A 24,620-nucleotide genomic window follows, 5' to 3' on the forward strand; every position below is an offset into this window, starting at 1 on the left:
TCCCCACGAATGGGGCCAACGATCACGAATCGCTGCGATTGTGTTGCTGTAGACCATCTTGGCCGGACCCCGGGGCGATCCCCCGGGTACCGGCCGGGCCTTCACGAGTTCTTGAGTTCTTTGCGTCGGGCTGTCTCCCGGTAAAGATCCGAACCCCCAGGGAGCACGTCCGTTGGCAGCAATAGCACGGTGGTGCATGCGGCACCGACTGGTCGCCGTACTGATCTGGTTGCTCGCCCTCGGCGGGACCGCCGCTGCGGCAGCAACGGCCGGATCGGCCTTCTCCAACGACTACGAAGTGCCCGGCACGGAAGCCAGCAAGGCCCACGCCCTGCTCCGCGCGGGCTTCCACGGTCAGGGCGGCGACACCGACACCATCGTGTGGCGGGCCCCCGAGCACCAGACGGTCCGCACCCCGGACGTCGAGCAACGCATGACCCGGGCCCTCGACACCGTTGCAGGGCTTCCCGGTGTCGGATCGGTCGGCAGCCCTTACGGTGCCGGCCCCGAGAGCGCCGCGCAGATCAGCCCCGACGGGCGCACCGCCTATGCCGTGGTGACGTTCGACCGGCAGGCCGACTCCGTACCCAAGGCACAGGCCAAGGCCGTCGTCGACGCGGCGAAGAACCCGACCACCGAGGCCGACGGCCTTCAGGTCGAACTCGGTGGGCGGGCCATCGGCCTCACCGAAGCCTCCAGCGGGCACCTTGCCGAGATCATCGGCGTCGCCGTCGCGGCCGTGGTCCTCTTCCTCGCCTTCGGCTCGTTCGCCGCGAGCCTGCTGCCGCTGGCGACCGCCCTGGTCAGCGTGGGCACCGCCTACTTCGGCATCACCCTCCTCGGGCACGCCATGGCGGTCGCCGACTTCGCCCCGATGCTCGGCACGCTCGTCGGGCTCGGCGTCGGCATCGACTACGCCCTGTTCATCGTCACCCGACACCGCAAGGGTCTCAAGCGAGGACTGCCGGTCGAGGAAGCCGCCGAGCAGGCCGTGGCCACCACCGGCCGGGCCGTGGTATTCGCCGGGGCCACCGTCTGCATCGCCCTGCTCGGCATGCTGGTGCTCCGACTGAACTTCCTGAACGGCGTCGCGATAGCCGCGTCCCTCACCGTGGTCCTCACCGTCGCCGCCTCCGTGACGCTGCTGCCCGCCCTCCTCTCGTACATCGGGACCCGCGCCCTCTCGCGGCGCGAACGCCGCAAGCTCGCCGCCGAGGGGCCGTCCCCCGAGCACACCACCGGCTTCGCCGCACGCTGGTCGGTCTTCGTGGAACGCCACCCCAAGCTGCTCGGGCTCGCCGCCACGCTGGTCATGGTCGTGCTGGCACTGCCCACCCTCTCGCTCCACCTGGGGACCTCCGACCAGGGCAACAACCCGGCGGCCTCCACCACCCGGCAGGCGTACGACCTGCTCGCCGACGGGTTCGGGCCGGGTACGAACGGCCCGCTGACCGTCGTCGCCGGTCTCGACGGCGCCGGGGACCGCCTCGCCGTCGAACATCTGGCCCAGGCGATCCGCACGACCGAGGGCGTCGCCTCCACCGGCCCGGCCGTCTTCAACCGGAGCGGGGACACCGCCGTCCTGACCGTCGTACCCGACTCCGCCCCGCAGGCCAAGGCCACGAGCCAGCTGGTCGAGACGCTGCGCGAGGAGGTCATCCCGCGCGCCGGCCAGGGCAACACCATGGACGTCCACGTCGGCGGTGTGACCGCCGGCTACGACGACTTCGCCGACGTCATCGTCGGGAAACTGCCGCTCTTCGTGGGGGTGGTCATCAGCCTGGGCTGCGTCCTGCTGCTGCTGGCCTTCCGCTCCATCGGCATTCCGCTCAAGGCGGCCGCCATGAACGTCGCGGCCGTCGCCTCCTCCTTCGGTGTCGTCGTCGCGGTCTTCCAGTGGGGCTGGGGCAGTGAACCGCTCGGCCTGGGCAGCGAAGGGCCGATCGAACCCTTCCTGCCCGTGATCATGGTGTCGGTCCTCTTCGGCCTGTCCATGGACTACCAGGTGTTCCTGGTCAGCCGGATGTACGAGGAGTGGCTGGAGACGGGCGACAACCGGCGGGCCGTCCGCGTCGGCCTCGCCGAGACCAGCCGGGTGATCAACTCGGCGGCGGTCATCATGATCTCCGTCTTCCTGGCCTTCGTGCTCAGCGGCGACCGCATCATCGCGATGTTCGGCATCGCGCTCGCCGCCGCCGTCGCACTCGACGCCTTCGTGCTGCGCACGCTGCTCGTCCCGGCCCTGATGCACATGCTCGGTGGCGCCAACTGGTGGCTCCCGGCCTGGCTGGACCGCCGATTGCCCAAGATCAGCATCGAGCCCCCGGAACGCCGTCCGCATGCGACACTTCCCGCTCAGCGGCTCGGTACGGATTCCGCCACGAGCGAGGACGACGCCGAGCCCGCCGCAGCACCCCGGTGATCCGGCAACCCGCCGTACGCGACCCAAGGAAGAAGCCGCATGTTTTCGATCGACCTCGCTGACGACGCCCAGCTCTTTCCGCTGGAGGCCCGGCACGCCGAGGAGTTCCTGGCGCACATGGACCGCGGCCGGGAGTACATAGGCGAGCACGTCGTCCTGGCCGACGTCGTCACCGACCTCGAATCGGCGCGCGGTTTCCTCACCGCGTACGCGCAGAAGACGGCTGCTGACGGAGGGCGGATCTACGGCATCCGGGTGGACGGCACCCTCGTTGGCGGGGTCCTCTTCCGCACCTTCGACGCCGAATCGGGCAACTGCGAGGTCGGCTGCTGGCTGGAGCCGGCGGCAGCCGGCCGGGGCTTGGTCACCACGGCCTGCCGCGTCCTGATCGACTGGGCCTTCCGCGAGCGCGGCATGCACCGTGCCGAATGGCACGCGTCCTCCGCCAACGAGAAGAGCCTCGCCGTCGCGGAGCGCCTCGGTATGACCCGCGAGGGCGTCCTGCGCGAGAGCTACTTGTACCGCGGAATCCGGCAGAACACCGAGATCTGGGCGGTGCTCGCCCACGAGTGGCCCCCGGCTCCCTCCGCCTGACACCATCCGCCGCGGGGACCGGACCGGACCCGCGGCCGGCCCGGTCCGACCCTGCCGGCACGTTCTCAGAAACCTCTCAGACAAGCCGCCTACGGTGCCCCGCATGGACACCACGAAGACCGCCGAACCGACCGCCCCCGAGGCCGACACCGCCGAACCCCAGGCTCCGGAGGCCGCACGGGTCGAAGCCGACCTCAAGGACGCCCCCGCCACGGAGGCGGCCGAGTCCCCCGAGGCGCCCGGGGCGGCCCTCGCCGACGAGGAGCTGGAGGACGCGGTCCAGGACGAGTCGGACGACACCGAGCAGCGGCCCGAGGGCGTCGGCGCGGCGGCCTCCGCCGTGGTCGCCGCCGGGCTCGGGCTCGTCGCCCTCAGCGGGAGCTGGGTCTCCCGCGTCATAGCCGAACGCCAGACCCTGATAGGCCAGATCGAGTCGGTCAACGCCGCCACCACCGAGGCGAAGATCGAGGCCCTGTACGGCGATGCCTGGCACATGACCGCCCTCGTCAACGGCGTCCTGTCCACCCTGGCCCTCCTCCTCGCCGTCTTCGTCCTGGCCCGCCCCGCCTTCGGAGCCCCCGACCGCACCCTGCCCACCTGGGTCCGGGCCGTCTCCTGGGCCGCCGTCGCCCTCGGCGCCCTCGGCGTCCTGCTCTTCGGCCTCATGTACTTCGACATCCTGGCTCCCCTCCCGAAGGCCGCCTAGGACCTGCCTAGGCCCCCCTCTTAGGCACTGACCGCTCCGTACTAGGGACCTACGGCTGCGGACTAAGGACCCCTGCCCCGCGCAGATGCGGCATGAGCCCGATGTGCCGCCACCCCCTGGGAAGCGAATCTTGGATCACACCGAACGAGGTGCCCGAGAACCGCAACCAGGGAGTACGAGATGTTCGAGTACGAGATCGCCACCGCCCGTAGCGCCGAGCGGATCCGCGAGGCCGCCGAGTACCGCCAGATCCAGGAGGCCAAGAAGGCGCGCCGCGCGTCCTCTCGCGGCCAGGAACCCGAAGGGCCGGTGAGAGGGCCGCGAAGCCGTTTCGCCCGCGCCGCGTAATCCGCGTCGCGACCCCCGTGGACTGACACGTGATGAGAGGCGCACCGATAACAAGTGCCCCCCACCAGGGCTCCTGTGCGATGCTCGGCGACGTGGAGACCAGATCTGTCAGCCCGGTGTTCGTCGGCCGAGCCGACGAACTGGCCGTACTCACCGACGCACTGGCACGCGCCGCCTGCCAGGAGCCCCAGGCGATGCTCATCGGGGGAGAGGCCGGGGTCGGAAAGACCCGCCTCACCGAGGAGTTCCTCGCCGAAGCGGCCCGCAGCGGCGCGGTGGTGGCCGTCGGAGGCTGCGTGGAGATCGGGGCGGAGGGACTTCCCTTCGCCCCGTTCTCGACGGCCCTGCGCACCCTGCACCGGCAGCTGCCCGGGGAGTTGACGGCCGCCGCCGCCGGCCAGGAGGACGAACTCGCCCGCATCCTCCCGGAACTGGGTGACACCCCCCGCGGCCCGCACGACGAGGAGAGCACCGCCCGGCTCTTCGAGCTGACCGCCCGAATGCTGGAGCGGCTCGCGGCCGACCGCACCGTCGTCCTCGTCCTGGAGGACCTGCACTGGGCGGACACCTCCACCCGCCACCTGCTCTCCTACCTCTTCCGCACCCTCACCAGCGGCCGGCTCGTCGTCGTCGCCACCTACCGGGCCGACGACGTCCACCGCCGTCACCCGCTGCGTCCGCTGCTCGCCGAACTGGACCGGCTCCGCACCGTCCATCGCATCGAACTCCCCCGCTTCACCCGGGCCGAAGTGCGCCGCCAACTCGCCGGCATCCTCGCCTCCCAGCCCGACGAGGCGTTCGTGGAGTCCGTGTTCGACCGCTCCGACGGGAACGCCTTCTTCGTCGAGGAACTCGTCGCCTGCCGCGAGAGCGGCTGCCGCGCCGGGCTCACCGAGTCCCTCCGCGACCTGCTGCTCGTCCGCGTCGAGGTGCTGCCCGATGCCGCCCAGCGCGTGGTGCGCATCGTCGCCGAAGGCGGCTCCACCGTGGAATACCCGCTCCTGCGCGCCGTCGCCGGGCTCACCGAGGACGAGCTGATCGAGGCCCTGCGCGCCGCCGTCGGCGCCAACATCCTCCTCGCCAGCCCCGACGGCGACGGCTACCGGTTCCGCCACTCGCTGGTCCGCGAGGCCGTCAGCGACGATCTGCTCCCCGGCGAGCGCGCCCGCGTCAACCGTCGCTACGCCGAGGCCATGGAGGCCGACGACTCGCTGATCCGGGCCGAGGAACGGGTCATCCGCCTGGCCAGCTACTGGTACTACGCCAATGACGCGGCCAAGGCGCTGCCCGCCGTGCTCGCCGCATCGGTGGCCGCCCGCCGCAGGCACGCCTACTCCGAACAACTGCGGCTGCTGGAACGGGCACTGGACCTGTGGGAGAGCGTCCCCGAAGAGGTGCGCGAAGCACTGCGTCCGGTGGACTACACCGAGGTGTACCCGCCCTGCGGCTGCGACCCGGCCACCACCCCGCTGCAGCGCATCGACCTGCTGGCCGAAGCAACGGTGGCGGCCCGGTACGGCGGCGAGCGGGAACGCGCACTGAAGCTCACCAAGACCGCCCTGCGCATGCTGGAGGAGGACCAGGACCCGCTGCGGTCCGCCTGGTTCTGGACCGAACGCTCCCGGCTGGTCTCCAGCCTGGCCCGCGGCGACGGCTGGGAGGAACTCGCCAAGGCCCAAGAGCTCGTCAAGGGGCTGCCCCCGTCCCAGGTGCACGCCGAGGTCCTGGTGCGGGCCGCGGGCTGGGGAATCCTCCACGACCCGGGCCCCGACAACCTCGCACCCGCCGAGCGGGCCGTGGAGTACGCGCGGATGGTGGGTGCCGAGGACATCGAGCTCAACGCGCGGATCACGGTCGGCTGCCTGATGGCCGACGCCGGCGACCCCGAGGGCGGCCTCGCCGAGATACGCGCGGTCAAGGACCGGGCCAACGAACTCGGGCTCACCATGCTCGCGGGACGTGCACATATCAATCTCACCTCTCATCTGGAAGGTCTGGGCCGGTCCCGCGAAGCCGTGGCACTGGCCGAACAGGGGGCACAACTGGTCAAGAAGTCCCGCCTGTTGGACAGCGAGGCGTGGATCAGCGGGAACATGGCGGAGAGCCTGTACAGCCTCGGCCGCTGGGAAGAGGCCGCCGAAGCGGCCCGGCGCACCCTGAGCGTCGGCCAGAGCGCCGCCCCCCGCGGCTCCGCCTCCTCACGACTTGCCTACCTGGCCCTGGCCCGCGGCGAGTTGACCGAAGCGGCCAGCCAACTCGCCGCTGCCCATGTCCATTTCGGAACCCATGACAGCCAGCCCCAGCACCGCATACCGCTGTACCGGCTGGCGGTCGGCGTGGCCGCGGGGGAGGGCCGGATAGCCGACGTCCGCACGGAGGTCGCCAAGGCCGTGGCCCAGGGTTTCCCCCTCGGCCAGCACCGCTACGCCTGGCCGCTGCTACTGGCCGCCGCCTCCGCGGAGGCCGAGGCCCGGGGACTCCCGGCCGCCGACGCCGGCCGCGACGCCGCCCTGGTGGTGCTGCGCACCGCCGCACGCCGCCTGGCCACCCCGGTGCCGCTGTGGACCGCGCACGCCGAGTTCGTTCGCGCCGAGCTGCTGCGCGCCGAGGGCCGGGACACCGTTGCCGACTGGACCGCCGTCGAGGCGGCCGTCCGCCAACTGGAGCGCCCTTACCTGCTGGCACGCGCCCGCCACCGGCTCGCCGAGGCCCTGCTGTCCTGCGGCGGCGACCGGGAGGCCGCGGCCGTACTGCTCCGGCGGGCCTACGCCGCCGCAGAGCAGCTCGGTTCACGCCGGCTGCGCGAGGACCTGGCGCTGCTCGCCCAGCGCGCCCGGCTCCAGCTCACTGAGGCCGACGCGTCCCCGGCCCTGCCGGCACCGGACATCGATCCGGTCGAAGCGCTGGGCCTGACCAGTCGCGAGCGGGACGTACTGCGCCTGGTCGCGGCGGGCAACAGCAACCGCCAGATCGCCGAAGAACTCTTCATCTCCCCCAAGACGGCCAGCGTGCACGTGTCGAACATCCTGGCCAAGCTGGGCGTGGCCGGGCGCGGCGAGGCCGCCGCCCTGGCCCACAGGCTCCGGCTCTTCGGGCCCGTCACTCCTGCTGTGGGCGCTGCTCGGCCGGGCGTATGAGCACCTTGCCGGAGTCGAGGTCTATCGGACCGCGTCCCGGATCGCCGTCGTTCACATCGGTCCGGGACAGTTCGAGGCGCTTCTTCTCCTCGTCGGTGTGCTTGCGTCCCGGGTTGAACAGCTCCTCGATCATGTTGAACACCGTGTCCACCACGCCTTTCGTCCGCTGTCGGGACCGCTGTGGCTACCGCACCGTCACGGTCAGGATCCTGTCGTCGCCCTCTTGCGGTGACCCGCGCCCGTCCGTCTCGCTCGTGACCAGCAGCAACCTGTCCCCGCCCAGGGCGACCACCGTGCGCAGCCGGCCGTACTTCCCCGTCAGGAAGGCCTCCGGCTCGGCCACCGGAGCCGACCCGGCCAGGGGGATCCGCCACAGCCGTTCGCCCTTCAGTCCGGCCATCCACACCGAGCCCTGCGCCCAGGCGATCCCGCTCGGCGAGGCCTCGTCCGGATTCCACACGGCCACCGGATCACGCAGTCCGGGCTTGCCCGCCTTCCCCTCGGCCTCCGGCCAGCCGTAGTTCGCGCCGGGCTCGATCAGGTTCAGCTCGTCCCAGGTGTTCTGGCCGAACTCGGCCGCCCACAGCCGTTTGTCCTTGTCCCAGGCCAGGCCCTGCACATTGCGGTGCCCGTACGAGTAGACGACCGAGTCGGCCTCCGGATTCCCGTGCACCGGCTGCCCGTCCGGGGTCATCCGCAGGATCTTGCCGCCCAGCGACTTCTTGTCCTGCGCGAGCCCGGTGTCGCCGGTCTCGCCCGTCCCTGCGTAGAGCATCTTGTCCGGACCGAAAGCGATCCGACCGCCGTTGTGGACCAGGCCCTTGGGGATCCCCCGGAACACCGTATCCGGCGCGCCCAGTTGCTGACCGGCGTCCCTCTGCTCGTCGTAGCGCATCCGGGCGATCCGGTTGTCCGACTCCGTCGTGAAGTACGCGTACACCATCCGGTCCGAGGCGTACGAGGGCGACAGGGCCAGCCCCAGCAGCCCGCCCTCGCCACCCGGAGCCACCCCGGGCACCTTGCCGATCGGCGTCACCTTGCCCGTGGCCACAGCGACCCGGCTGATCGTCCCCTTGTCCCGCGAGGCGACCAGCAGGTCCCCGTCGGGCAGCGGGGCCACACCCCACGGCGACTCCAGGTCCTTGGCTACCTCGCCCGTCACCGTCACGGAGCCCTTGGCAGGCGCCGCGGCCCCCGCCGAGGAACCGGAGCCCGAGGGACCGGTCGCCGACGCGGTGGGTGCCGCGCGCGGTGGCGACGTACCCGGCTCGACCCCGGGGGCACCCGCCGGCGAACACCCCGCCGCCAGCAGGGCCCCGCACCCGGCCAGGGCGAAGGCCGCCAGCACTCCACGGGTCCGGGCGTGCGGGCCCTCGTACCACTTGTGCGCCTGTCCGTATCGCATCGTCCTGCTCCCCTCCGGTCCTGCGATCCTGCCCGTCACCCCTCTCAACAGTTGCCGCAGTGCTCGAAGTTCCTCCACTCGTACACCCGATCGAGTGGTTGTGGGTCCGCTCCCCGGCAGGTCCCCGGCACGGTCCCCGCTGGTTCCCCGGGCCCGGGGGCGGGCGGTACCCGCTCAGTCCCCGGCCGAGTCCCAGGCTCCCACCGCCGCCGGCAGGGCCGCGATCTCGGCCAGGTCCCCGGCCGTGAGCAGCACCTCGGCCGCCCGGGCGTTCTCCACCGCCCAGTGCGCGCGGTCGGCCCCCGGCACCGGCACCACCTGCGGCCCCTGCGCCAGCACCCACGCCAGCGCCACCTGCGCCGCCGTCACCAGCGGCCCGTGCCGCCGGGCCACCCGCCGCAGTCCCGCCACCAGCACCTGGTTCGCCGCCATCGACTCCGCCGTGAACCGCGGATGCCGGGCCCGCACGTCCTCCCACTCGAAGCCCTCGCCCGGCCTGAGCGTCCCGGTCAGGAACCCGCTGCCCAGCGGCATCGCCGCCAAGAGCCCCACCCCCCGCGCCGTGCACCAGGGCAGCAGCTGCCGCGCCGCCTCGGGGGACCACACCGACAGCTCCGCCTGCACCGCGCTCACCGGGAACACCTGCTGGATCCGCTCCAGATGCCGCAGGGTCACCCGGTACGCCCGGTCCCCGCGCCGCCCCGCCCCCGGCCCGGCGCCCGCGCCCAGCGCGCAGAACCCGAGCGCCCGCACCTTCCCGGCACCCACCAGCTCCGCCATCGCCCCCCAGGTCTCCTCCACCGGGACGTCCGGATCCACCCGGTGCAGCTGGAAGAGGTCTATGACGTCCGTACGCAGCCGCCGCAGCGAGGCGTCGCAGGCCCGCCGCACGTACCCGGGACGCCCGTCCGCCACCACGTGCTGCTCGCCCGCCCGCAGGCCCACCTTGGCGGACACGAACGCCTCCGTCCGCCGCTCCCGCAGCACCCGACCGAGCAGCAGCTCGTTGGTGAACGGTCCGTAGAGGTCGGCGGTGTCCAGCAGGTTCGCCCCCAGGTCCAGTGCTGCGTGCACCGTCGCCAGCGACTCCTCGCCGCGGCGCCGCGAGGGCGTGTACGCCCAGCTCATCGGCATGCACCCGAGCCCGACGGCGCCCACCGTCAGCGCCCCCGCCCCGATCGACCTGCGCTCCACCCGTGCGTCCCCCTCCCGGTCCGGCAAACAAACTAACGGCTTGATCAGGATCACCTGGCTTTGGCATAGCCTCGCGATCATGACTTCAAAGACCGCGGACGTCTGGCTTCCGTTCCCCGCCGAGGAGATCGCGGGCCTCCCCGACACCTTCCGGTACCGCCAGTGGGACGGCGAGGACGACTTCCCGGCCGATCCGGCCGCCTGCGTCTTCTACGTCACCCCGTACATGAAGTCCCCCGAGGTCACGCTGCGCCCGCTGGCGGACATGCCGGACCTCGCCGTCGTACAGACGCTGACCGCGGGCATCGACCACGTCCTGGGCGGTCTCGACCGCCTGCGTCCCGGCGTGCGGTTGTGCAACGCGCGAGGGGTCCACGAGGCGAGCACCGCCGAACTGGCGCTCACCCTGACCCTCGCCTCCTTGCGCGGCATCCCCGGCATGGTGCGCGGCCAGGACCGCGAGGAGTGGCGCTCCGGGTTCTACGAGGCCCTCGCCGACAAGTCCGTACTGATCGTCGGCTACGGATCCATCGGCGCAGCCATTGAGGACCGGCTCGCGCCCTTCGAGTGCGCGCGGGTCACGCGGGTCGCACGCTCGGAGCGCACCACCACGCGCGGTCGCGTGCACGCGCTCGTGGATCTGCCCCGACTCCTCCCGGAGGCCGACGTGGTGATTCTCTCCACGCCGCTCACCGACGGGACACGGGGCCTGGCCGACCAGGCGTTCCTCGGTCGGATGAAGGACGGCGCCCTGTTGGTGAACGTCGCACGCGGTCCCGTCGTCGATACCGCCGCGCTGCTGGGGGAAGTGGAATCGGGCCGGCTGTGCGCGGCACTCGACGTCACCGACCCGGAACCGCTGCCGCCCGGCCATCCGCTCTGGCATGCTCCGAATGTCCTGATCACGCCCCATGTCGGCGGCAGCAGCACGGCGTTCGCGCCCCGGGCCAAGCGCCTGGTGGCGCGGCAGCTCACCCGGTTCGCCGCGGGGGAGCCCGTCGAGAACACGGTCTTGACCACCGGGTGACGCGCTGTGCACACGCTCCGCATCCGTCCGGACGCGCACAGTGGCAACAACTCCCCGTGTGGTAACGGAGAGTAGAGCGTCTATATCCCTGAGTGACGAAAGTGGTGTATCGTCCGGTACAAGGGGCTGCGGCGCGTTCGTCTAGCGCTGGGGAGTGATCGGACATTTTGGGGGGGCGACGGGCGATGCACGGCCAATGGGCGAAGGATCCGACACGGCGCAGCCGCCGGAGGCGACGATGGGGTGCGCCGGAACCAGCCAGCGAGGAGGGCCGGTGAGTGCCCCGGGGGCGGCGCTGTTGACCCGGCCGCCCGTTTCGGGCGGGGGCAGGCGCCTGGCGATGCAACTGCTCCTCGCCGTGGTCAGCGGCGGGTACGCCGTCGGCGCCGCCCTCGGCTGGGGCTCCGAGGAACTCGCCGAGATCATGGGCGACTTCGGGCTCAGCGCCGCCGCGCTCCTCGCCGCAGTCTCCTGCTACAGCTACGGACGCGTGATCGACAGCCGCGAGCGACCGGCCTGGCTGCTCTTCGCGTTCTCCTCCCTCATGGGAGCCTGCGGGAACGCCATCTGGGGCTGGTACGAGGTGATCCTCGGTGAGGCCGTGCCGAAGCCCTCGCTCGCCGACTTCGCCTTCCTGTGCTTCGCCCCGCCCGCCATCGTGGGCCTGCTCGTCCTCGCCAAGCGCCCGGTCACCCGCGCCGGCTGGGTGTGCCTCGGGCTCGACTCCTGGCTCATCGGCGGCTCCCTGCTCACCCTGTCCTGGAGCCTGGCCCTCGCGCACGCAGCGCGGACCGCCCAGTCCGGTGCTCCGGGCAGCGTCCCGCGCGCCGCGCTCTCCCTCGCCTATCCACTGCTGGACATCGCGCTCGTCTCCATGGTGCTGGTCCTGCACTTCCGGCGCTCCGAAGCCAACCGCTCGGCAGTCAACACCGCCATCGCCGCCCTCGCCCTGACCGTGCTCAGCGACGCCCTGTTCACCTCGCCCCTGCTGAGCGCCGAATACCAGTCCGGACAGCTGCTCGACGCCGGCTGGTTCGCCGGCTCGCTGCTGCTCGCGTACGCGCCCTGGGGGGCCCGGCGGATCCACCCCGGCCCGGCCGCGCCCACGCATCCGCGCGCCGACCGTCAGGTCAGCCGCCCCATCACCGGCTCGTTGCCCGCCCTCACGCCGTACCTCGCTGCCGCCGTCTGCACCCTGGGCATCCTGTACAACGTGGTGGACGGCCGGAGGGTCGACCGGGTGGTCGTCTTCACCGGCTGCACCGTCGTGCTCGCCCTCGTCATCCGGCAGGGCATCATGCTGCTCGACAACATCGCACTGACCCAAGAACTGGCCCAGAAGGAAAACCACTTCCGCTCCCTGGTCCAGGGCTCCAGCGACGTCATCATGATCGCTGCGCCCACCGGGACCCTGCGCTACGTCAGCCCCGCTGCCGCCGGGGTCTACGGCCGCGAGGCCGAGGAGCTCGTCGGCACCGAGCTCGCCGCCTTGATCCACCCGCACGACCTGGGTCGGGTGGTCCACGAGGTGCGCCGCTTCCTCGCCGCGCCGCCCGCAGAGGAACCGACCACCCGCATCGAATGCCGCTTCAAGTCCGGCAGCGGCGAGTGGCTCAACGTGGAGTCCACCGTCAACCGCCACCAGGGCGGCCTCATCCTCAACAGCCGGGACGTCACCGAACGGGTCCGCCTCCAGGCGCAGCTCCAGCACAGTGCCGAGCACGATCCGCTGACCGACCTGCCCAACCGCGCGCTGTTCACCCGGCGGGTCCGCCAGGCGCTGACCGGCCGGCGCGCGGGGGACCACAGCACCGCCGTGCTCTTCATCGACCTCGACGGGTTCAAGGCGGTCAACGACACCATCGGCCACCAGGCCGGCGACGAGCTGCTGATCGAGGCCGCCCGCCGGCTCCAGGACTCGGTGCGCGCCGGTGACACCGCGGCCCGCCTCGGCGGCGACGAGTTCGCGGCACTGATCACGGGTGACGGCAGCCGCGACCACAGTGCCCGCGCCTACCAGGTCCACGAGATCGCCGACCGGCTGCGCACCACCCTGTCCCAGCCGTACCGGATCGCCGGCAGCGAGGTACGGGTCGCCGCGAGCATCGGCGTGGCCTTCGCCGACCCCGGCATCACCCCTTCGGATCTGATGCGCAACGCGGACCTCGCTATGTACCGCGCCAAGGCGGGCGGCAAGGACCGGGTGGAGCTGTACGCGCCCCAGATGCAGGCCGAGGTCGTACGGAAGGCCGAACTGGCCGGGAGGCTACGCACCGCCCTCCACGAAGGCGAGTTCGCGCTACTGCACCAGCCCGTGGTCTCGCTGGCCACCGGCGAGGTCACGGCCGTGGCGGCGCACGCCCGCTGGCGTTCCGCACAGGGGATCCTGTTCACCCCGGCGGAGTTCCTCAGGGTGGCCGAGTACGGCGAGGGTGCGGCGGCGGGGCCGGACGGCCGCACGGCCCCCGTCGGGAGCACCCCCACCCGCGCCGCAGAGTTGGGTCGCTGGCTGTTCGAGGAGGCCGTGTCCCAGGCCGCCGAACGACACCGGCTCGGGCACGACGTACCGGTGGCCGTCCGGATGAGCGCGCACAGGCTGCTGGACCGCGCCATGCCGCTCGGCTCCGTGGAGGCCCTGCTGACCCGCCACAGCCTGCCGTCCGGGGCCCTGGTGATCGAGCTGGCCGAAAATGACCCCCGCGTCCCCTTCGACGAGCTGGAGCGCCGCCTGGCGGCCTTGCGCCGGCTCGGGGTACTGATCGCCCTGGACGGTTTCGGCAGCGGTTATGCGGCCATCAGCGCCCTGCGCAGGCTCCCCGTGGACATCCTGAAGCTGGACAGGGGCCTGGTGGAGGGCGTCGTCGAGTCCACCCGCCTCCACAAGATCACCGCTGGTTTGTTGCGGATCGCAAATGATCTGGGCATGCAATCGGTGGCCGAGGGGGTAGACCGCCCCGAACAGGTGACGGTGCTGCGCGCGATGGGGTGCACACACGGCCAGGGGGTGGCATTTTCCGGACCACTCGACGAGTACAGGCTGCGCCGCGCGCTCGTGCGCGGTACTTTCCCAGTACCGGGCGGGGCGGTCCAGCCCGCCTTGGCCGGCGGTTCGCCCGGGGGCTCGATGGCCATCCACAGAGGCTCACATAATGAGACGCCCGTCCCACCCGCTTGACATCCCCCTCCCGCCGGAGGGAGGGTCAGTGCCATGCGCACCCGAATTCTCGTACTTGGAAAGCGCGTCGGCTGAAGCTGGGGTCACCATGTCCCCGCTCCGTACACCCGACGCGCTCCCCTCGCTTGCCTCCTGGCACGAGGGGTTTTTTGTTGCACTGGCACACCTTCGAATCCTCGTAAAACCCTCAGCCTCGAGAAGAGAATGCCGATGACCGAGCAGGCCACCGGGGCCCACCATCCCCAGCCGCGGCCCCGTTCCGGCGGACAGCAGTCCGCCGCAGTTGAGCACGTCACGGGTGCGCAGTCCCTCATCCGCTCTCTCGAAGAGGTGGGGTGCGACACCGTCTTCGGCATCCCGGGCGGGGCCATCCTCCCGGCGTACGACCCGATGATGGACAGCACCAAGGTCCGCCACATCCTGGTCCGCCACGAGCAGGGCGCCGGACACGCCGCGACCGGCTACGCGCAGGCCACCGGCAAGGTCGGCGTCTGCATGGCCACCTCCGGCCCGGGCGCCACCAACCTGGTCACCCCGATCGCCGACGCGCACATGGACTCGGTCCCGCTCGTCGCCATCACCGGCCAGGTCTCCTCCAAGGCGATCGGCACCGACGCCTTCCAGGAGGCGGACATCGTCGGCATCACGATGCCGATCACCAAGCACAACTTCCTGGTCACCAGGGCCGAGGACATCCCGAAGACGATCGCCGAGGCCTTCCACATCGCCTCCACCGGCCGTCCCGGCCCGGTCCTGGTCGACATCGCCAAGGACGCCCTCCAGGCGAAGACCGCCTTCTCGTGGCCGCCCACCCCGGACCTCCCGGGCTACCGGCCGGTCACCAAGCCGCACGCCAAGCAGATCCGCGAGGCCGCCAAGCTCATCTGCCAGGCCAAGCGCCCGGTCCTGTACGTCGGCGGCGGCGTCATGAAGTCCGGCGCGACCGCGGAGCTGAAGGTCCTGGCCGAGCTGACCGGCGTCCCGGTCACCACCACCCTGATGGCGCTGGGCTCCTTCCCCGACAGCCACCCGTTGCACGTCGGCATGCCCGGCATGCACGGTGCGGTCACCGCCGTCACCGCCCTGCAGAAGTCGGACCTGCTGATCGCGCTCGGCACCCGCTTCGACGACCGCGTCACCGGCAAGCTGGACAGCTTCGCCCCCTTCGCCAAGGTCATCCACGCGGACATCGACCCGGCCGAGATCGGCAAGAACCGCGAGGTCGACGTCCCGATCGTCGGAGACGCCCGCGAGGTCATCGCCGACCTGATCCAGGCGGTCCAGGCCGAGCACACCGATGGCAACGCCGGCGACTACTCCGCCTGGTGGAAGGACCTCAACCGCTGGCGCGAGACCTACCCGCTGGGGTACGAGACGCCCTCGGACGGGATGCTCTCGCCGCAGCAGGTCATCCAGCGCATCGGCGAACTGGCGCCCGAGCACACCATCTACGCGGCCGGCGTCGGTCAGCACCAGATGTGGGCCTCACACTTCGTCAACTACGAGGAGCCCCGCACCTGGCTGAACTCCGGCGGTGCCGGAACCATGGGCTACGCGGTCCCCGCCGCGATGGGCGCCAAGGTCGGCATGCCGGACCGCACGGTCTGGGCGATCGACGGTGACGGCTGCTTCCAGATGACCAATCAGGAACTGGTCACCTGCGCGCTGAACGACATCCCGATCAAGGTCGCGATCATCAACAACGGTGCGCTGGGCATGGTCCGCCAGTGGCAGACCCTGTTCTACAACCAGCGGTACTCCAACACCGTCCTGCACGCGGACGAGACGGGCCACGGCACGGTCGGCTCCCAGGTCGGGGAGTCCACCACCCCGCGCAAGGGCACCCGGGTCCCGGACTTCGTGAAGCTGTCCGAGGCCATGGGCTGCGTGGCGCTGCGCTGCGAGGACCCGGCCGACCTGGACAAGGTCATCGCCGAGGCCAACGCGATCAACGACCGTACCGTCGTGATCGACTTCATCGTCCACGAGGACGCCATGGTGTGGCCGATGGTCGCCGCCGGCACCTCCAACGACGAAGTCATGGCAGCCCGGGGCGTCCGTCCCGACTTCGGCGACAACGAAGACGACTGAGCCGCGAGAGCCTTCAGAGAGAGAACGACCCACATGTCCAAGCACACGCTCTCCGTCCTGGTCCAGAACACGCCCGGCATCCTCGCCCGGATCGCCGCGCTGTTCTCCCGCCGCGGGTTCAACATCGACTCCCTCGCGGTCGGCGTCACCGAGCACCCCGACATCTCACGCATCACCATCGTCGTGAACGTCGAGGACCTCCCGCTGGAGCAGGTGACCAAGCAGCTGAACAAGCTGGTCAACGTGCTCAAGATCGTCGAGCTGGAGCCGCACAACGCCATCGAGCGCGAACTCGTTCTGGTGAAGGTCCGCGCCGACAACGAGACCCGCTCCCAGATCGTCGAGATCGTCCAGCTCTTCCGCGCCAAGACCGTCGACGTCTCCCCGGAGGCCGTCACCATCGAGGCCACCGGAGGCGCCGACAAGCTCGGCGCGATGCTCAAGATGCTGGAGCCGTTCGGCATCAAGGAGCTCGTGCAGTCCGGCACGATCGCCATAGGGCGTGGCGGCCGGTCGATCACCGACCGCAGCCTGCGCGCGCTCGACCGCAGCGCCTGACCGGCGCGGCGCCGCGTTCCCTCTCGCATAGCGAGACCAAGAAACTTCCTCTACGTTCCCCGCCGTACGGTGGGAGCAACACCAGCGCACCAAGGAGATATCCCAGTGGCCGAGCTGTTCTACGAGAACGACGCCGACCTGTCCATCATCCAGGGCCGCAAGGTCGCGGTCATCGGTTACGGCAGCCAGGGCCACGCCCACGCGCTGTCGCTCCGTGACTCCGGCGTCGACGTCGTCGTCGGCCTGAAGGAGGGCTCGAAGTCCAAGGCCAAGGCCGAGGAGCAGGGTCTGAAGGTCGTCTCCGTGTCGGAGGCCGCCGCTTGGGCCAACGTCATCATGATCCTGACCCCGGACCCGCTCCAGGCCGAGATCTACGAGGAGTCCATCAAGGAGCACCTTGAGGAGGGCGACGCGCTCTTCTTCGGGCACGGCTTCAACGTCCGCTACGGCTTCATCAAGCCCCCGGCCAACGTGGACGTCGCCCTGGTCGCCCCGAAGGGCCCGGGCCACCTGGTGCGCCGCCAGTACGAGGAAGGCCGCGGTGTGCCCTGCATCGCCGCCGTCGAGCAGGACTTCTCGGGCAACGCCTTCGCCCTCGCGCTCTCCTACGCGGCCGGCATCGGCGGCACCCGCGCCGGCGTCATCAAGACCACCTTCACCGAGGAGACCGAGACCGACCTGTTCGGTGAGCAGGCCGTCCTGTGCGGTGGCGCCTCCGCCCTGGTCAAGGCCGGTTTCGAGACCCTGACCGAGGCCGGCTACCAGCCGGAGATCGCGTACTTCGAGTGCCTGCACGAGCTGAAGCTCATCGTGGACCTCATGTACGAAGGCGGCCTGGAGAAGATGCGCTGGTCGGTCTCCGAGACCGCGGAGTGGGGCGACTACATCACCGGCCCCCGCATCATCACGGACGCCACCAAGGCCGAGATGAAGAAGGTCCTCGCGGAGATCCAGAGCGGCGAGTTCGCCAACACCTGGATGGCCGAGTACAAGGCCGGTCTGCCGAAGTACAACGAGTACAAGAAGGCCGACGAGGAGCACCTGCTGGAGACCACCGGCAAGAAGCTGCGCAAGCTGATGAGCTGGGTCGACAACGACGAGAGCTGATCTCGTCGCCGTGGGGGTCGAGGCGGTGCGCCGCCCGGCCCCCACGGCGCGCCTGCGGCACCCGCTCCGGCCCGGCCCCGCCGTGCCGTGCAACGGCCGCACGGGGGCCCGTACGGTGGTCGCGCAGGGGCCGCTCCGGACGGAATGGAGCCCTTCTGGAGCACCGCTTGTCCACCCCGGCCAACCACGGACGGGTGATCCTTCCGTACAGGCGGAATTCCGGCCCCGATCCGCTACTACACTGCTCAACACAACGCGTCAGGCCCACAGTGTCGTGCGTCTTCCACGCGGCTACCCCCTCCACCGCCTGCGGCCGTCGGGACGGCCGTCCGCACTGGACTTGTGAGGACCCACGTGAGCTCGAAACCTGTCGTACTCATCGCCGAAGAGCTGTCGCCCGCCACGGTGGACGCGCTCGGCCCTGACTTCGAGATCCGGCACGTCAACGGAGCCGACCGCGCGGAGCTGCTCCCCGCGATCGTGGACGTCGACGCCATCCTGGTCCGCTCGGCCACCAAGGTCGATGCCGAGGCCATCGCCGTCGCCAAGAAGCTGAAGGTCGTCGCCCGCGCCGGAGTCGGCCTCGACAACGTCGACGTCTCCTCGGCCACCAAGGCCGGCGTCATGGTCGTGAACGCCCCGACCTCCAACATCGTGACCGCCGCCGAGCTGGCCTGCGGCCTCCTCGTCGCCACGGCCCGCAACATCCCGCAGGCCAACACCGCCCTGAAGAACGGCGAGTGGAAGCGGAACAAGTACACGGGTGTCGAGCTCAGCGAGAAGACCCTCGGTGTCGTCGGCCTCGGCCGCATCGGCGTCCTGGTCGCCCAGCGCATGTCGGCCTTCGGAATGAAGATCGTCGCGTACGACCCGTACGTGCAGCCCGCGCGCGCCGCCCAGATGGGCGTCAAGATGCTGACGCTGGACGAGCTCCTGGAGGTCTCCGACTTCATCACCGTGCACCTGCCCAAGACCCCCGAGACCGTCGGTCTCATCGGGGACGAGGCCCTGCACAAGGTGAAGCCGTCCGTCCGTATCGTCAACGCCGCGCGCGGCGGGATCGTGGACGAGGCCGCTCTGTACTCGGCGATCAAGGAGGGCCGCGTCGCCGGCGCCGGCCTCGACGTGTACGCGAAGGAGCCCTGCACGGACTCCCCGCTCTTCGAGCTCGACCAGGTCGTCTGCACCCCGCACCTCGGCGCGTCCACGGACGAGGCCCAGGAGAAGGCCGGTGTGTCGGTCGCCAAGTCGGTGCGCCTCGCGCTCGCCGGCGAGCTCGTACCGGACGCGGTGAACGTCCAGGGCGGCGTCATCGCCGAGGACGTCCGTCCGGGGCTGCCGCTCGCCGAGAAGCTCGGCCGCATCTTCACCGCCCTCGCGGGCGAGGTCGCGGTCCGCCTCGACGTCGAGGTCTGCGGCGAGATCACCCAGCACGACGTCAAGGTGCTGGAGCTCTCCGCCCTCAAGGGTGTCTTCGAGGACGTCGTCGATGAGACGGTCTCCTACGTCAACGCCCCGCTGTTCGCCCAGGAGCGCGGTGTCGAGGTGCGCCTCACCACCAGCTCGGAGTCCCCGGACCACCGCAACGTGGTCACCGTGCGCGGCACCCTGTCGGACGGTCAGGAGGTCTCGGTCTCGGGCACGTTGGTGGGCCCGAAGCACCTCCAGAAGATCGTCGGCATCGGCGAGTACGACGTGGACCTGGCGCTCGCCGACTACATGGCCGTGCTGCGCTACACCGACCGGCCGGGCGTGGTCGGCACGGTCGGCCGCATCCTCGGCGAGGCCGGTCTGAACATCGCGGGCATGCAGGTCTCCCGCGCCGAGGAGGGCGGGGAGGCGCTCGTCGTCCTCACGGTCGACGCGGAAGTTCCGGGCAACGTCCTCGCGGAGATCTCCACCGAGATCGGTGCGGTCTCGGCGCGTACGGTCAGCCTCGGCTGAATCCGAGGATGAGGCAGTAGCCGCAGGGCAGTGAGGAAGGGCCCGGGGAACTCCCCGGGCCCTTCCTCGTGTTCCGTTCCGTCCGTGCCCCGCTCGGCCGCCGGGGGCTCAGCCGGCGGCGGCCGGTGCCGGGGCCTGGTCCGGGGCCGGGGTAGTGGTCGGGTCCGGGGTGGCGGTCGGGGAGGCGAGTCCCCGCATCAGTGCCAGCGTCAGGACACCGGCCGTGAGCAGCAGGGCCGCACCGCCCCAGGCCGCGTACTGCATGCCGTGGACGAAGGCCTCGCGGGCCAGGCTCAGGACCTGCCCGCCCGCCGCGCCGCCGAGCCGCCCGGCCGCGGCGACCGCGCCGCCCAGGGTCTCCCGTACGGCAGGCTCGGATCCGGCCAGGTCGTCGCGGTAGACGGCGGTGCCGAGGCTGCCGAGGAGGGCCATGCCCAGTGCCCCGCCGAACTCCGATCCGGTCTCCAGCAGGGAGGCGGCGGAACCGGCCTTCTCGGCGGGGGCCGAGGCGAGGGCCAGGTCGGAGACCAGGGACAGGACCACGACCATCCCCGAGGCCAGCACCCCGGCGCCGACGAGCAGCAGCGCCAGGGAGTCGGGCCCGACCAGACCGATCAGCGCGAAGCCCGTCGCACCGAGCACGAAGCCGCCGCCGATGACGTGGGCGCGGTCGGTCTTCCGGGCGAGGGCGGTGGCGACGGGCGCGGCGGCGCCGATGGCGACCGAGGGGGCGAGGCTCCAGAGCGCGGCCTCCAGGGTTCCCATGCCGAGTACCGACTGGAGGTACTGGGTGGTGAAGTACGACGAACCCATGACGGCGAAGGCGGCGACGGTGTTGAGGACGATGCCCGAACCGAAGCCGCGGCCCCGGAACAGCGCCCGGCTGATCATGGCGTCGTCACGGGTGAGCTGGCGGCGCACGAAGGCGACCCCGACGAGCAGACCGGCGACGATGCACAGGGCCCGGCCCGGCGACCAACCCTCGGCGGCGATCTCCTTCAGGCCGTAGACGACGGGCAGGACGGTGCCCATCGACAGTGGCACGCTCAGCAGGTCGAAGCGGCCGGGGGCCGGGTCCTTGAACTCGGGCACGAGTACGGGGACGAGGGCCAGCAGGAGCAGCATCGCGGGCACGTTGATCAGGAAGACGGAGCCCCACCAGAAGTGGTTCAGCATGATGCCGCTCAGCACGGAGCCGAGCGCGATGCCGCCGGTCATGGCGGCGGACCAGATGCCGATCGCCTTGCCGCGCTGCTCGTCGTCCTGGAAGAGGTTGCGTACGAGGCCCAGGGTGGAGGGCATCAGGGTCGCGCCGCCGATGCCCAGCAGGACGCGGGCCAGGACGAGCAGTTCGGCGCTCGGGGCGTAGGCGGCGAGTGCGGAGGCGAGCCCGAAGGCGGTCGCGCCGATCAGTAGGAGCCGGCGCCGCCCGATCCGGTCACCGAGCGAGCCCATCGTGATGAGCAGTCCGGCGAGGGCGAAGGCGTAGCTGTCGAAGATCCACAGCTGCTGGGTGGCGCTCGGGTCGAGCTCCCGGGTGATGGCGGGGATGGCGAAGTAGAGGACGGACACGTCCATGGAGACCAGGAGCAGGGGCAGCAGGAGGACGGTGAAGGCGATCCATTCCCGACGGCCGGCGGAACGCACTGCGGAGTTCGTCATGAGCAGGAATGTACAAGCGTCATAAACGCTTGTCTAGTACGACCGTATGGAACTTCTGTCTGTGACGGCTGTCTTGCTACCTTGGGGGCATGGGACACCGTGAAGATCTGCTCGAAGGCGCCAAGAAGTGCCTGGTCGAGAAGGGGTTCGTGCGGACGACCGCGCGCGACATCGTCAACGCCTCCGGCGCGAACCTGGCCTCGATCGGCTACCACTACGGCTCGAAGGACGCGCTGCTCACGCAGGCCTTCACCGCCCTGGCGGAAGAGTGGGGCGACTCCTTCGTGCCCGACGTCGCAGGCGAGGGCGGCTCGCTCGAACGCTTCCGCTCGGTCTGGGAGGGCGTGATCGACCGTCAGGAGGAGTCGGCGCCGATGTGGGCGGCCAGCATGGAGGTCGCGTTGAACCGCGACCGGATGCCGCAGCTGCGGGAACTGCTCGCGGCGTCGGCCGGGGAAGGGCGCAAGGGGCTGATCGCGGCGTTCACCGGCATCCCGGAGGAGGAGCTCGACGAGCGGGACATCCGCACGATCGGCGCGGTCTACCAGGCGCTGGTGACCGGTGTGATGGCGCTGTGGATGTTCAATCCGGAAGGCGCCGCCACCGCCGAGGAGTTGACCGAGGGCATGCGGCGCGTGGCCGAGGCGCTGGCGAAGAACAAGGACGAGGACCCGGCCTGAGTCCCGACGCCCCGCGTCGTCGCCTCCGCGCTGTCGCCCCCGCGCGGCGGGTCAGCCGTGGAGGCGGGCCGCCTTGAGGGCCATGTGGAGCAACAGGCGGTCCTCGCCCTCGTCCAGGTCGAGGCCGGTCAGCTGCTCCACCCGGGCGAGCCGGTAGTACAGGGTCTGGCGGTGGATTCCCAGGGCCGCCGCCGCGCGGCCCGCCTGACCCGCGCAGTCCAGGAACAGCTCGGCGGTCCGGGCGAGTTCCCGGTGCGTCGGGCCGAGCAGGGTCCGGGTCGCCGGGTCGCCCAGCGGGTCGGCCGCCGCGAGGGCCGCCAGCATCCGGTACGGGCCGATCGCCGACCACTGGGCCACCGGGCCGAACCTCGGCTGCGCCGCCGCCGCCCGCGCCGCCGCCGTAGCCTCCACCCAGGCGTCGGCCAGGGCCGCCAGCCCCCGGCGGGGCTCCGCGATCCCGGCCGTCGGTCCGGCCGTACGCGCGGTGCCCGGGGCCGCGACGGGGCCGTGCCCCGCGCCCCGGTCGTCCCCTGTGGCACGGCCCTGCCGCGCCCGGACCTCCCCCCGGGCCGACGCTTCGCCCTGTGCGAGCAGCCGGGTCGCGACGCCGACGGCGGGTGCGAGCACCTCCGCCGAGCGGAGCCGGACCAGTACGGCGAGAGCCTGCCCGGCACTCCGGTCCGACGGGCCCGCGGCGTCGACGGCGGGCCCGGCTCCCGTGGACCCGGCCGCGGACCCGGCGGTGGATCCCGCCCGGTACCCGGCTTCGGTCCCCGACCCCCGGAGGTCGTCCTGCACGCGCCCCGGCCAGGGGGCCACGCACACCGCCGCGGTGCCGGGCACCGAGGCCGGCGCCTCGCCGGCCCACGGCCCCACGCACACCACCGCGTGCAGCCCGTCCGTACCCGGGCCCAGGGCCATCCGGAGTGCGGCCACCGCCATGTCCTGCTGCCAGCCCCGTTCTGCCGTGAGCACCGTCCGGAACTCCCGGGACAGGTCCGCCCCCGCCTTCGCCTCCTCGGCGAGCAGGATCCCGATCCGCTCGGCCACCTCCATGGCCGCGGCCAGGGCGTCCGGCCCGGGGCCCGGATCCCGGTCGAGGAGCCATACGTACCCCTGCACGATGCCCCGGTAGCGCACCGGCAGGCAGATCCGCCCCCGGAAGACCCCCGCGTCCGGCGCCGCCGGGATCCGCACCGGCCCGGTGGCCCGGGCGATCCCGAAGGCCTCGAACCAGGCCCGTACGGCGGCCGTCGACTGGCGGGTCAGGATCGAGCGGGTGCGCACCGGGTCCATCGCGAGATCGTCGTCACTGTCGTGGGCGCCGAAGGCGATGAGGCGGAAGTCGCGGTTCTCCAGCGTCGCCGGGGCGCCGAGCAGCGCCGAGATCTCGTCCACCAGGTCCTGGTAATCGCCCTTCACCCGGTCATTCTCCCACCCGCACCCGTTGCCTTCAGACAGATGTATGACATCCGGGACACGGATGCGTGACAGCTGTCGATGGCAGAGGATCAAAGCGATCCTTAGGTTTCACGGTGGTTTTACTTGCGTTTTCCCATGCGTCCCTCGCCCACTGCCGCGAGGGACCGTATGCCTGCTTCTGCCACCTGTTGGAGGTGCCCCGTGCTGGGTCCCGCGATTCTCGCCGCTTCGCGCAGCGACAAGATGCGCCGAATCGTCTCTGCCGCCCCGGTGACCAAGCCCGTGGTGAACCGCTTCATCCCCGGAGAGACGGTCGACCAGGTCATCCCGATCGTCACGGACCTCACGCAGAAGGGCCTTGAGGTCACGCTCGACGTGGTGGGTGAGGACATCACCACCGTGGAGCAGTCCTACGCCGCGCGCGACGCCTACCTCGAACTCATCGAGCATCTGGCGGCCCTGGACCTCGGCGAGAAGGCCGAGATGTCGGTCAAGCTGTCGATGTTCGGCCAAGCCCTGGAGGGCGGCCACGAGCTCGCGCTCGCCAACGTCCGCCCGGTCGTCGAGGCCGCCGCGGCCATCGGCACCACCGTCACCCTGGACGCCGAGGACCACACCACCCTCGACTCGATGTTCGCCATCCACGAGGAGCTGCGCCGGGACTTCCCGCAGACCGGCTGCGTCATCCAGGCGTACCTCTTCCGCACCGAGGCCGATGCCCGTCGCCTCGCCGCCGCCGGCAGCCGCGTACGCATCGTGAAGGGTGCGTACAAGGAGCCCGCCGAGGTCGCGTACCAGGACAAGGCGGAGATCGACAAGGCGTACGTCCGCATCCTGAAGACGCTGATGGAGGGTGAGGGCTACCCGATGATCGGGTCGCACGACCCGCGTCTGATCGCCATCGCCCAGGAGCTCGCCCGCAAGGCCGGGCGCAAGCTGGACGAGTACGAGTTCCAGATGCTGTACGGCATCCGCAGCGAGGAGCACGTGAGGCTCGCCGCCGAGGGCCACCGCATGCGCGTCTACACCGCGTACGGGACGGACTGGTACGGCTACTTCATGCGGCGCCTCGCGGAGAAGCCAGCCAACCTGCTCTTCTTCCTCCGCTCGATGATCACCAAGAACTAGGTCAAGGAGTTACCAGTCCC

The 24,620-nt window shown here is 71.1% G+C and carries 18 protein-coding genes; 13 read left to right on the forward strand and 5 right to left on the reverse strand.

Translation table 11 applies throughout. The annotated features are described in order from the left end of the window. Positions 1-172: 172 nt before the first annotated feature. From ABZZ20_RS15145 to ABZZ20_RS15165, 5 genes are all read left to right on the forward strand, one after another. Positions 173-2,422, forward strand: coding sequence for an MMPL family transporter (locus ABZZ20_RS15145; RefSeq protein WP_356869850.1), 2,250 nt, complete (start codon positions 173-175; stop codon positions 2,420-2,422). Positions 2,423-2,461: 39 nt separating this feature from the next. Next, on the forward strand, positions 2,462-3,016 hold the full coding sequence (locus ABZZ20_RS15150) for a GNAT family protein (protein ID WP_356869851.1): 555 nt from the start codon (positions 2,462-2,464) through the stop codon (positions 3,014-3,016). A 103-nt stretch (positions 3,017-3,119) separates the two neighbouring features. Beyond that, positions 3,120-3,722, forward strand: coding sequence for a hypothetical protein (locus ABZZ20_RS15155; RefSeq protein WP_356869852.1), 603 nt, complete (start codon positions 3,120-3,122; stop codon positions 3,720-3,722). Positions 3,723-3,902: 180 nt separating this feature from the next. Next, positions 3,903-4,070, forward strand: a complete 168-nt coding sequence (locus ABZZ20_RS15160; protein WP_356869853.1) for a hypothetical protein — start codon at positions 3,903-3,905, stop codon at positions 4,068-4,070. 80 nt (positions 4,071-4,150) lie between these two features. Further along, positions 4,151-7,207 carry an AAA family ATPase gene (locus ABZZ20_RS15165; protein WP_356869930.1) on the forward strand — a complete coding sequence of 1,019 codons (3,057 nt, stop codon included), beginning with the start codon at positions 4,151-4,153 and terminating at the stop codon, positions 7,205-7,207. Here ABZZ20_RS15165 and ABZZ20_RS15170 read toward each other — a convergent pair. From ABZZ20_RS15170 to ABZZ20_RS15180, 3 genes are all read right to left on the reverse strand, one after another. Next, entirely contained in the window at positions 7,170-7,349 is a 180-nt protein-coding gene (locus ABZZ20_RS15170; RefSeq protein ID WP_356869931.1) for a DUF6191 domain-containing protein, read from the reverse strand. The genes ABZZ20_RS15165 and ABZZ20_RS15170 overlap by 38 nt on opposite strands. Before the next feature lie 42 nt (positions 7,350-7,391). Continuing rightward, a complete protein-coding gene (locus tag ABZZ20_RS15175; RefSeq protein WP_356869854.1) occupies positions 7,392-8,612 on the reverse strand; it encodes a PQQ-dependent sugar dehydrogenase in 1,221 nt (406 codons plus the stop codon). A 174-nt stretch (positions 8,613-8,786) separates the two neighbouring features. Next, positions 8,787-9,806 carry an aldo/keto reductase gene (locus tag ABZZ20_RS15180; RefSeq protein ID WP_356869932.1) on the reverse strand — a complete coding sequence of 340 codons (1,020 nt, stop codon included), beginning with the start codon at positions 9,804-9,806 and terminating at the stop codon, positions 8,787-8,789. 79 nt (positions 9,807-9,885) lie between these two features. Between ABZZ20_RS15180 and ABZZ20_RS15185 the strand changes: the two genes are divergently transcribed. The 6 genes from ABZZ20_RS15185 (at position 9,886) to serA (ending at position 19,708) form a co-directional block, all read left to right on the forward strand. After that, the gene (locus ABZZ20_RS15185) at positions 9,886-10,833 is read left to right on the forward strand and encodes a 2-hydroxyacid dehydrogenase (RefSeq protein ID WP_356869855.1); all 948 of its coding nucleotides are present in this window, start codon (positions 9,886-9,888) and stop codon (positions 10,831-10,833) included. A 340-nt stretch (positions 10,834-11,173) separates the two neighbouring features. Beyond that, positions 11,174-14,008, forward strand: coding sequence for an EAL domain-containing protein (locus ABZZ20_RS15190; RefSeq protein WP_356869933.1), 2,835 nt, complete (start codon positions 11,174-11,176; stop codon positions 14,006-14,008). A gap of 204 nt (positions 14,009-14,212) precedes the next feature. Then, on the forward strand, positions 14,213-16,099 hold the full coding sequence (locus ABZZ20_RS15195) for an acetolactate synthase large subunit (RefSeq protein ID WP_356869856.1): 1,887 nt from the start codon (positions 14,213-14,215) through the stop codon (positions 16,097-16,099). 33 nt (positions 16,100-16,132) lie between these two features. Continuing rightward, entirely contained in the window at positions 16,133-16,657 is a 525-nt protein-coding gene (ilvN, locus tag ABZZ20_RS15200) for an acetolactate synthase small subunit (protein ID WP_030159104.1), read from the forward strand. A 105-nt stretch (positions 16,658-16,762) separates the two neighbouring features. Continuing rightward, entirely contained in the window at positions 16,763-17,764 is a 1,002-nt protein-coding gene (ilvC, locus tag ABZZ20_RS15205) for a ketol-acid reductoisomerase (protein ID WP_356869857.1), read from the forward strand. Positions 17,765-18,118: 354 nt separating this feature from the next. After that, complete coding sequence (gene serA, locus ABZZ20_RS15210; protein WP_356869858.1) at positions 18,119-19,708, forward strand: phosphoglycerate dehydrogenase; 1,590 nt, start codon at positions 18,119-18,121, stop codon at positions 19,706-19,708. A 108-nt stretch (positions 19,709-19,816) separates the two neighbouring features. On the opposite strand, the gene ABZZ20_RS15215 is transcribed toward serA, so the two are convergent. Continuing rightward, entirely contained in the window at positions 19,817-21,370 is a 1,554-nt protein-coding gene (locus ABZZ20_RS15215; protein WP_356869859.1) for an MFS transporter, read from the reverse strand. A gap of 89 nt (positions 21,371-21,459) precedes the next feature. Here ABZZ20_RS15215 and ABZZ20_RS15220 point away from each other — a divergent pair, with 89 nt between their 5' ends. Then, on the forward strand, positions 21,460-22,050 hold the full coding sequence (locus tag ABZZ20_RS15220; RefSeq protein WP_356869860.1) for a TetR/AcrR family transcriptional regulator: 591 nt from the start codon (positions 21,460-21,462) through the stop codon (positions 22,048-22,050). Positions 22,051-22,101: 51 nt separating this feature from the next. Here ABZZ20_RS15220 and ABZZ20_RS15225 read toward each other — a convergent pair whose 3' ends face one another. Then, positions 22,102-23,472 (reverse strand): helix-turn-helix domain-containing protein, encoded by a 1,371-nt coding sequence (locus tag ABZZ20_RS15225; protein ID WP_356869861.1) that lies wholly within the window; start codon positions 23,470-23,472, stop codon positions 22,102-22,104. A gap of 201 nt (positions 23,473-23,673) precedes the next feature. Between ABZZ20_RS15225 and ABZZ20_RS15230 the strand changes: the two genes are divergently transcribed. After that, the gene (locus tag ABZZ20_RS15230) at positions 23,674-24,600 is read left to right on the forward strand and encodes a proline dehydrogenase family protein (protein WP_356869862.1); all 927 of its coding nucleotides are present in this window, start codon (positions 23,674-23,676) and stop codon (positions 24,598-24,600) included. Positions 24,601-24,620 lie beyond the last annotated feature (20 nt).

It is taken from the genome of Streptomyces sp. NPDC006430 (assembly GCF_040612395.1).
In the GTDB taxonomy this organism is placed as follows: Bacteria; Actinomycetota; Actinomycetes; order Streptomycetales; family Streptomycetaceae; genus Streptomyces.

Excerpts from the sequence above, each read along its gene's own strand:
- ABZZ20_RS15220 (WP_356869860.1), top strand. The coding sequence starts at position 21,460 with ATGGGACACCGTGAAGATCTGCTCGAAGGCGCCAAGAAGTGCCTGGTC.
- ABZZ20_RS15150 (WP_356869851.1), top strand. The coding sequence starts at position 2,462 with ATGTTTTCGATCGACCTCGCTGACGACGCCCAGCTCTTTCCGCTGGAG.
- ABZZ20_RS15185 (WP_356869855.1), top strand. The coding sequence starts at position 9,886 with ATGACTTCAAAGACCGCGGACGTCTGGCTTCCGTTCCCCGCCGAGGAG.
- ABZZ20_RS15175 (WP_356869854.1), bottom strand. The coding sequence starts at position 8,612 with ATGCGATACGGACAGGCGCACAAGTGGTACGAGGGCCCGCACGCCCGG.
- ABZZ20_RS15215 (WP_356869859.1), bottom strand. The coding sequence starts at position 21,370 with ATGACGAACTCCGCAGTGCGTTCCGCCGGCCGTCGGGAATGGATCGCC.
- ABZZ20_RS15195 (WP_356869856.1), top strand. The coding sequence starts at position 14,213 with ATGCCGATGACCGAGCAGGCCACCGGGGCCCACCATCCCCAGCCGCGG.
- ABZZ20_RS15165 (WP_356869930.1), top strand. The coding sequence starts at position 4,151 with ATGCTCGGCGACGTGGAGACCAGATCTGTCAGCCCGGTGTTCGTCGGC.
- ilvN (WP_030159104.1), top strand. The coding sequence starts at position 16,133 with ATGTCCAAGCACACGCTCTCCGTCCTGGTCCAGAACACGCCCGGCATC.
- ABZZ20_RS15190 (WP_356869933.1), top strand. The coding sequence starts at position 11,174 with ATGCAACTGCTCCTCGCCGTGGTCAGCGGCGGGTACGCCGTCGGCGCC.
- ABZZ20_RS15155 (WP_356869852.1), top strand. The coding sequence starts at position 3,120 with ATGGACACCACGAAGACCGCCGAACCGACCGCCCCCGAGGCCGACACC.
- ABZZ20_RS15160 (WP_356869853.1), top strand. The coding sequence starts at position 3,903 with ATGTTCGAGTACGAGATCGCCACCGCCCGTAGCGCCGAGCGGATCCGC.